We start from the raw sequence: 7,999 nt of genomic DNA on the forward strand, positions 1-7,999 counted from the left end.
TGTCCGGGCTGAGCGGGCTACGGCCGGCCCGGGTGCGTCGCACGATCGCCAGCAACGTGTCCAGCGCGGGCACCAGCATCACCGCGACCACCAGAAGGAACGGGGACAACAGTGCGAACACATCGCGGGCGCCGTAGGCGTTCTGCGAGATCGGTCCGGCCGCCGTCGTCGACGCCGCGCCGAGCATCAGGCCGATCAGCATCGACCCGGAGTCGCCCATGAAGATCCTGGCGCGGTGGAAGTTGTGCGGCAGGAATCCCAGACAGGCACCGGCGAGCACCACCGAGATCACCGCGGGGGGATAGAACAGGACGTCGCCCCCGTGGTCGCGCAGCAGCCCTACCGAGAAGACACAGATGGCCAGCGCCGTGATCAACCCGAGGCCGGCGGCCAGGCCGTCGAGTCCGTCGACGAAGTTCATCGCGTTGATGATCGACACGGTCAGCGCCAGCGTCAGCAGGATCGACGACACCTGGTCGAGCACGATGGTGCCGACTCCCCCGATCGGGATGTACAGCACGCTCCATGCCACGCCCATCGTGACCAGCACGCTGGCCGCGGTGATCTGGCCGGCGAATTTGGTCAGCGCGTCCAGGCCCCACCGGTCGTCGATCAGCCCGATCGACATGATCAGCCCGCCGGCCACGACCACCGCGGGCATACCCGTCGAGTACACGAAACCCCGTGTGAGCGCGGGCAGTTGGGAGGCCAGCAGGACGGCGGCCGCGACACCGACATACATGGCCAGCCCGCCCATGCGCGGGATGGGCTGCACGTGCACATCGCGTTCGCGCGGATAGGCGACGGCACCCAGCCGGATGGCCAGCGCGCGCACCCAGCCGGTCGCGAAGTAGGTGATGATCGCGGCGGTCAGGCCGACCAGTGCGAGCTCGCGCAGCGGCACACCGGCGCCCTCGTCGGACAGGGCCAGGAGACCGGAAGGGACCACAGCGTCGATCTGATGGCCTGCCGTGATCACCGATGCACCGTACTGCAGCAAGCTGAGTTCACTCCGTCAATGTGGTCGTGAGTGTCGAGACTTCCACGTCGAGGACCCTGGCGACGTCGTCGGCGCCGATCGGGCCGGCCCGCAGGATGCGCGGATGCGCGCCGGTGAGGTCGACGATGGTCGATGCGGCCTGCCGCTGCGCCGGGCCGCCGTCCAGGTACACCTCGACGAGATCGCCGAGCTGATCGCGCGCCTCGGTCGCGGTGACCGTCGCGGCGCGGCCGGAGATGTTGGCGCTCGACACCGCCATCGGCCCGACCTCGCGCAGCAGTTCGACGGCCACCGGGTGCAGCGGCATCCGCAGCATGACGCTGCCGTTCGCGTCACCGAGGTCCCACTGCAGCGACGGCGCCTGCGCCACCACGAGGCTGAGCGCGCCGGGCCAGAAGGCCCGGATGAGTTCGCGGGCGGTGCGCGGAACCGAGTAGACCAGCCCGTCGATGGTGGTCCAGGACCCGACCAGGACACCGACGGGCATATCGCGGCCCCGCCCCTTGGCCGCCAGCAGCGCGCCGACCGCGTCGGTGTCGAAGGCATCGGCGCCGATGCCGTACACGGTGTCGGTGGGCATCACCACGAGGCGTCCGCCCTTGACCGCGCTGACCGCCGAAGCGATACCGGTGGCGCGCTGATCGGGGTCGGCGCAGTCGAACAGCTCCGTCATGACGATCAGCTTCGCCCAATCCGGGTCGCCGTGACAAAGCGGGGTCGTCCGGCCAGGTCGGGCCGGGCCCGCAGGTCGGCGAAGTTGCCGTCCCCGGCGAACACCGCAAGGGTGCGCGCCGATGTGGTGTCGTCGTGTTCGACGCCGCATTCCCCGCCGTCGCGCAGCCAGCGGGCGGCCAGCCGCACGATCGGGCCGATCACGGCCATCCCGTCCGGCCCGCCGAACAGGGCGTGCCGCGGATCGTGCTCGGCGACCTCCGGATCCAGTTCGGCGCCGTCGGGAATGTAGGGCGGGTTGGCGACCAGCAGGTCGACCCCGCCGTCGAGTTCGGGGAGCAGGTCGGGTGCGGTGACATCGGCGCTCAGCACCTCGACCCGGGTGCCCGCGGCGTTGCGCCGGGCGTATTCGAGGGCGGCCGGTGCATCGTCGAGTGCGACGACCCGCGCGTCGGGCCGGTGTCGCGCCAGCGCGATCGCCAGCGCACCCGAACCGGTGCACAGGTCGACGATGACCGGACCCGGTCGCAGCGGCCGGGCGGCCGCCCACTCCAGCAGCGCCTCGGTCTCGGGACGGGGAACGAACACCCCGGGGCCCACGCTCAGCGTCACCGGGCCGAAGGCCGCCGTGCCGATCAGGTGCTGCAGCGGGACCCGCCGGGCCCTGGCGGCCACCAGCTCGTCGAAAGCCGGCTGAAACCGCCCACCGGGATCGTCCACCACCATCAGGCGGCCGCGATCGGTGCCCAGCACGTGGGCGGCCAGCAGCTCGGCGTCGACGCGGGCCGAGTCGACGCCCGCCCCGGCGAGCCGTGTCGTTGCGGCCTCGATCGCCTGCCGCAGCCGGGTCACGCTTGCTGCAACCTCGACTTTTTGTCGGCCTCGGCCAGTGCGTCGAACAGCGGGTCGAGGTCCCCGTCGAGCACCTGGTCGAGGTTGTGGGCCTTGAAGTTGATCCGGTGGTCGGCGATCCGGTTCTCCGGGAAGTTGTAGGTGCGGATCCGCTCGCTGCGGTCGACGGTGCGGATCTGGCTGGCCCGGTCCGCCGACGCGTCGGCGGACGCCTGTTCCTCGGCGAGCGCCTGCAACCGCGCCGCGAGCACCTGCATAGCGCGGGCCTTGTTCTGCAGCTGCGACCGCTCGTTCTGGCAGGTGACCACGATTCCGGTGGGCAGGTGGGTGATCCGCACGGCCGAGTCGGTGGTGTTGACGCCCTGGCCGCCCTTACCCGACGAGCGGTAGACGTCGATGCGCAGATCGGACTCGTCGATCTGGACCTCCTCGACCTCTTCGGGTTCGGGGTAGACCAGGATGCCCGCCGCCGAGGTGTGCACGCGGCCCTGCGATTCGGTGACCGGCACGCGTTGCACGCGGTGCACGCCGCCCTCGAACTTGAGCCTGGCCCACACCCCGTCGGCCGGGGTTCCCTTCTGCCGGATCGACAGCGTCGCGTCCTTGTAGCCGCCGAGATCGGAGAAAGTCTCGCCGAGCATCGTCACGGTCCAGCCGTGCCGCTCGGCGTAGCGGATGTACATGCGGGCCAGGTCGGCGGCGAACAGCGCGGATTCCTCGCCGCCCTCCCCCGATTTGACCTCCAGCACGATGTCGTCGGCGTCGTGCGGGTCGCGCGGAGCCAGCAGATCGGTGACCTGGGTGTCGAGTTCGGCAACCGTGGCGGTCAGCTCGTCCACCTCGGCGGCGAAACTGTCGTCGTCGGCGGCCAGCTCACGCGCCGCTTCGAGGTCGCCGCGGGCCGCTTCCAGCTTGCGGTAGGTCGCGACGATCGGCGAGACCTGGGCGAACCGGCGGCCCACCTTGCGGGCCGCCGACGCGTCGGCGTGCAGGTTCGGATCGGCGAGCTGGCGTTCGAGGTCGGCGTGCTCGGCCAGGATCGCCTCGATCCTGGGTGCGGTATCCGTCACGTCAACCTCCTCCTGGTGAATGTGCCCTGAAACGAGAACGACGCCCGGGTCTGACGCAAATGCGACAGATCGGGCGCCGTTGACGTAGCTACTTGTCGGCAGCGGCCTTATCGGCGGCGGCAGGCTTGGTCTTACCCGTCGCTCCGCTCGCCCCGGCCCGCTTGCCGTAGCGCTTCTCGAAGCGGGCCACGCGGCCGCCGCTGTCGAGGATCTTCTGCTTGCCGGTGTAGAACGGGTGGCACTGCGAGCAGACCTCGACGACGATCTGTCCGCTCTGCTTGGTGCTGCGGGTCGTGAAGGTATTGCCGCAACCACAGTGCACGGTGGTGTCTACATACTCGGGATGAACGCCTGTTTTCATAATTCCTCTTCATTCGTTGGCCCGGGTCGCCGCCGTGATCGAACGCGGGACGTGAACCGGGACCGAGGGTCGGCGGTCCATTATGCCAGGTCAACCGCCAGTCGCCTAAACGTGCGCTGAGCGGTGGATATTCCCGCCCGGCCGGTCGTGGGATCAGGCCCGCACCTCGGCGAAGTGGGTGCCGTCGCGCCGCCACAGGTGGCGCCCGCCGGGTTCGGTGCCGAGGGCGATGAGCTCGCGTTTGAGGATCTTGTTGGTCGCCGTGGCGGGCAGGTCTTCGGCGATCCACACGTGGCGGGGCCAGGCCTTGGGCGAAAGGTCGGGCTGGCCGGCCAGAAACTCCTCGAACGCGGCGGGCGTCAGGCCGGCCCGGTCCTGCACGACGATGGCGGCCATGACCTGATCGCCGACCCGGGGATCGGGCACGGCGTAGACCGCGACCCGGTTGACCGCCGGATGCCGGGCCAGGATCCGCTCGATGGGCGCCGAGGTCAGGTTCTCGCCGTCGACGCGCATCCAGTCGGCGGTGCGGCCGGCGAGGTAGATCCAGCCGTCGGCGTCGCGGTAGGCCAGATCGCCCGACCAGTACATGCCGTGCCGCAGCCGTTCGTCGGTGGCCGACTGGTCGTTGTAGTAGCCCTGGAACAGCCCCGCCCCCGTGGTGTTGACCAGCTCCCCGATCGCCGCGTCGGCGTTGGCCAGCGCGCCGCTCGCGGCGAATTCGGCGACCGCGCATTCGGTCACGGTCTCCGGATCGTAGATCGCCACCCCGGGAAATCCCCTGCCCACCGATCCGGGCGGGCAGTCCGGCTCGCGCGTGACGATCACGGCTCCCTCGGTCGACCCGAATCCGTCCCACACGGTGCAGCCGAACCTCCGACCGAATTCGGCGATGTCCCGGTCGCCGGCCTCGTTGCCGAAGGCCACCCGCAGCGGATTGTCGCTGTCGCCGGGCTGTTCGGGGGTGGCCAGCACATAGGCGAGCGGTTTGCCGACGTAGTTCATGTAGGTGGCGCCGTAGCGGCGCAGATCGCCGAGCAGCCCGGAGGCCGAGAAGGCGGCCGGCGCCATCGCGGCGCCCGCGCCGACCGCGACCCCCCACCCCGCCAGCAGGGCGTTGGAGTGGAACAGCGGCATGGACAGGTAACACACGTCGTCGGTGGTGATGGCGAACCGCTCGACCAGGGCCAGGCCGGCGAACAGCACCGTCATATGCGCGACCTTGACGGCCTTGGGGTCACCGCTGGTGCCCGAGGTGAAGATCATCATGAACGTGTCGGTGGCCGCCACCTCGCGCAGCGGCGCGAACGGGCCTGCGGTGCGGCACAGCCGGCGCCACTCGTCGGAGCCGGTGTCGAGCACCCGGACCCCGCTCAGGTCCAGGCCGGTCAGCAGGTCCCGGTGGGTGGGGTCGACCAGCAGGATCTGGCAGTCCGAGCGCCGGATATCGGAGGCCAGCGCCTCCCCGCGCCTGGTGTTGTTGATCCCGCACAGCACGTACCCGCCCAGCGCGGCGGCGGCCATCGCGGTCAGCATGTCCGGGGTGTTGCCGAGCAGCGCGCCGATGTGCACCGGACGGCCGCGGTCGGCGATTCCGAGCAGGGCCGCGGCCTGGCCGGTGGCCTCGCCGAGGTGTTCGTGCCAGGTCAGGCTGCGGTCGGCGTATTTGACGGCGACGGTGTCCTGGCCGGCCCGTTCGCGGAGCAGTTGTTGCAGCGTATCGGCCATTCGTCGACCCCCGGGCGCTAGTGAACAGATCGAGAAGAATGTCTACCACGGCCGCGCCGCGCTCGGTAGCGCCGGGCGCTTGGCAGAATCGGCTACCAGCCCGAGTCCCGAGATCAGGAGCCGCCCGTTGTCCGATGCTCCGTCACCGACCGGCACACCCCGCAGTGTGCGCGATCGTCTCATCGACGCCGCCGAGGTGTGTCTGCGCACCAAGGGCATCCGCGCCACCACGGTCTCCGAGATCGCCGGGGCCGCCGGGGTGTCCCGTGGTTGGCTCTACCGGCATTTCCCGGACAAGGTGACGCTGCTGGGCGCGGCCATCGTCCGGCTCAACGAGGCGTACTGGTCGGATGCGCACGCCATGCTGGCGCGCTACCAGGGGCTGGACCGCCAGATCGCGGAGGGCATCCGGCACGGCCGGACCGCCTACGACGATCCCGGTGCGCTGTCGATGAAGCTGCGGGTGGACGAGCCCGAGGAGTTCGCCGCGTGCGCGGGCGCCGGGGTGCAGGGCCTGGTCCCGGATCTGGCCGCGTTCTGGTCACGGTATGTGGTGGCCGCGCGCGACGCGGGTGAGATCCACCCCGGCACCGATATCGCAGAGGCTTCGGAATGGGTTGCCCGGGTTGTGCTTACGTTCGCCACCGTGCCCGGTGAGCACCTCGACGCCAATGACCTGGACGCCGTCCTCACGCAGCTCCGCCGGTACGTGATGCCCGGCCTGCGGGCCGATCCTTCCGGCACCTAGCCTGCCGAGCCAGCCTGCCGAACAGACACGCCGGTACCCGAAAATGTGAGTTTTCGGGTACCGGCGTGTCTGTTCGCGGTGTACGGGCGCCTAGTCGACGTCCATCGAGCCGGGCGCGGTCTTGGAGACCTGCACCAGGAACTCGTAGTTGTTCTTGGTCTTGCGCAGCTGGCTCATCAGCAGGTCGATGGCCTGGTGGCTGTCGAGGCCCGAGAGCACGCGGCGCAGCTTGTGCACGATGGCGAACTCGTCCGGTGAGAGCAGCAGCTCGTCCTTGCGGGTACCGGACGGGTTGACGTCGACGGCCGGGAACACCCGGCGCTCGGCGATCTTGCGGTCCAGCTTGAGCTCGGCGTTACCGGTGCCCTTGAACTCCTCGAAGATCACCGTGTCACCGGTGGAGCCGGTCTCGACCATGGCCGTCGCGATGATGGTCAGCGAACCGCCGTGCTCGATGTTGCGGGCCGCGCCGAGGAATCGCTTCGGCGGGTAGAGCGCGGTGGAATCGACACCACCGGACAGGATGCGGCCCGACGCCGGCGACGCGTTGTTGTACGCGCGGCCCAGACGGGTGATCGAGTCGAGCAGCACGACGACGTCCTTGCCCTGCTCGACCAGGCGCTTGGCCCGCTCGATGGCCAGCTCGGCAGCCTGGGTGTGGTCTGACGGCGGCCGGTCGAAGGTCGAGGCGATGACCTCACCCTTGACCGAGCGCTGCATGTCGGTGACCTCTTCCGGACGCTCGTCGACGAGTACCACCATCAGATGGCATTCCGGGTTGTTGCGGGTGATCGCGTTCGCGATGTCCTGCATGATCGTGGTCTTACCAGCCTTGGGCGGGGACACGATCAGGGCCCGCTGGCCCTTGCCGATCGGCATGATCAGGTCGATCACGCGGGTGGTCAGGCGCTCCGGCGTGGTCTCCAGGCGCAGCCGCTGGTTCGGGTACAGCGGGGTCAGCTTGGTGAAATCGGGCCGATTCTTGGCGTCCTCGACCGGGCCGCCGTTGACGGTGTCGAGACGGACCAGCGGGTTGAACTTCTGCCGCGGGTTGTTTCCGCCGCTCTCGCCCTCACGCGGCACGCGGACCGCACCGGTCACCGCGTCGCCGCGGCGCAGGCCGTTCTTGCGCACCATGTTCATCGACACATACACGTCGTTGGGGCCGGCGAGGTATCCCGAGGTGCGGACGAACGCGTAGTTGTCCAGCACGTCGAGGATGCCGGCGACCGGCTGGACGACATCGTCGTCGCGAAGTTCGGTGTCGTTTCCGCCGCCGCCTTCACCGCCGCGCTCGCCGCGGCGCCGACGGTCCCGGAACCTGCGGCCCCGGCGCCCCTGACGGCCATCACCGTCGTCATCGGCGGAGTTCGAGCCCGCGTTGCCGCCGGAGCCGCCGGAGCCGCCACCGCGATTCTGCTGGTCGGACTGCCCGTCCTGGGAGTCTTTGTCCTGTCGACGCTGACCGCCCTTGCCTGGGTGAACGGGAAGTCGGGCAGATCCTCGATGTGGGTGCCGAACGCCGCGGCCAACACCTCGCGGGAGTATGCGCTGACCGAATTGCGATA

The 7,999-nt window shown here is 69.8% G+C and carries 8 protein-coding genes; 1 reads left to right on the top strand and 7 read right to left on the bottom strand.

What is annotated here, in order from left to right; genetic code table 11:
* The 6 genes from ACWDTP_RS35650 to fadD1 form a co-directional block, all read right to left on the bottom strand.
* Window positions 1-1,000, bottom strand: a 1,000-nt coding sequence (locus ACWDTP_RS35650) for an MraY family glycosyltransferase (protein WP_450027934.1), incomplete at its 3' end; no start/stop codon positions are given.
* Window positions 1,001-1,007: 7 nt separating this feature from the next.
* Window positions 1,008-1,673 (bottom strand): L-threonylcarbamoyladenylate synthase, encoded by a 666-nt coding sequence (locus ACWDTP_RS35655; protein ID WP_450027935.1) that lies wholly within the window; start codon window positions 1,671-1,673, stop codon window positions 1,008-1,010.
* Window positions 1,674-1,678: 5 nt separating this feature from the next.
* Window positions 1,679-2,524 (bottom strand): peptide chain release factor N(5)-glutamine methyltransferase, encoded by an 846-nt coding sequence (gene prmC / locus ACWDTP_RS35660; RefSeq protein ID WP_450027936.1) that lies wholly within the window; start codon window positions 2,522-2,524, stop codon window positions 1,679-1,681.
* Entirely contained in the window at window positions 2,521-3,594 is a 1,074-nt protein-coding gene (gene prfA, locus ACWDTP_RS35665) for a peptide chain release factor 1 (protein ID WP_450027937.1), read from the bottom strand. Before prfA ends, prmC begins: the two co-directional genes overlap by 4 nt.
* An 88-nt stretch (window positions 3,595-3,682) precedes the next feature.
* Complete coding sequence (rpmE, locus tag ACWDTP_RS35670; protein WP_450027938.1) at window positions 3,683-3,955, bottom strand: 50S ribosomal protein L31; 273 nt, start codon at window positions 3,953-3,955, stop codon at window positions 3,683-3,685.
* A 153-nt stretch (window positions 3,956-4,108) separates the two neighbouring features.
* Window positions 4,109-5,683, bottom strand: coding sequence for a fatty-acid--CoA ligase FadD1 (gene fadD1, locus ACWDTP_RS35675; RefSeq protein ID WP_450027939.1), 1,575 nt, complete (start codon window positions 5,681-5,683; stop codon window positions 4,109-4,111).
* A gap of 127 nt (window positions 5,684-5,810) precedes the next feature.
* Between fadD1 and ACWDTP_RS35680 the strand changes: the two genes are divergently transcribed.
* Complete coding sequence (locus tag ACWDTP_RS35680; protein ID WP_450027940.1) at window positions 5,811-6,431, top strand: TetR/AcrR family transcriptional regulator; 621 nt, start codon at window positions 5,811-5,813, stop codon at window positions 6,429-6,431.
* 90 nt (window positions 6,432-6,521) lie between these two features.
* Here ACWDTP_RS35680 and rho read toward each other — a convergent pair.
* Window positions 6,522-7,999: transcription termination factor Rho (rho, locus tag ACWDTP_RS35685; RefSeq protein ID WP_450027941.1), on the bottom strand; the 1,478-nt coding region annotated here is incomplete at its 5' end.

It is taken from the genome of Mycobacterium sp. NPDC003449, assembly GCF_053588415.1.